At 74.0% G+C, this 473-nt stretch carries 1 protein-coding gene; it reads right to left on the reverse strand.

Annotated elements, in window-relative coordinates; genetic code table 11:
* A partial coding sequence (gene proB / locus DEIPI_RS29730) for a glutamate 5-kinase (protein WP_084474109.1) occupies positions 1-473 on the reverse strand: 473 nt, incomplete at both ends.

The raw sequence follows: 473 nt of genomic DNA on the forward strand, positions 1-473 counted from the left end.
CGCCCCCGCCGAGGATGACCGTCTCGATGCCCGCGTCCGCCGCGATCTCGGCGGCGCGGAGCTTCGTCGCCATGCCGCCCGTCCCGACGGAGGAGCGCGAGCCTCCCGCGAGGTGCCGGACCCCCGCCACGTCCTCCACGACGGGAATGCGCCGGGCCTCCGGATCGCGCGAGGGGTCGGCGGTGTACAGGCCGTCCACGTCCGTGAGCAGCACGAGCGTGTCGGCCTCCGCGAGGTACGCCACCCACGCGGAGAGCGTGTCGTTGTCGCCGAGCCGCAGTTCCTGCGTGGCGACCGTGTCGTTCTCGTTCACGACGGGCACGACGCCGAGCTTGAGGGCCCGTTCGAGCGCGTGCTTCGCGTTCACGAAGCGGCGCCGGTCCCGGATGTCGTCCGCCGAGAGCAGGAACTGCGCGACGGCGCGCGGCGCGAAGGCCCGCGCCCACTCCTGCATCAGCACGGCCTGGCCGACC

Source organism: Deinococcus pimensis DSM 21231 (assembly GCF_000519345.1).
GTDB classification, from domain to species: domain Bacteria; phylum Deinococcota; class Deinococci; order Deinococcales; family Deinococcaceae; genus Deinococcus_A; species Deinococcus_A pimensis.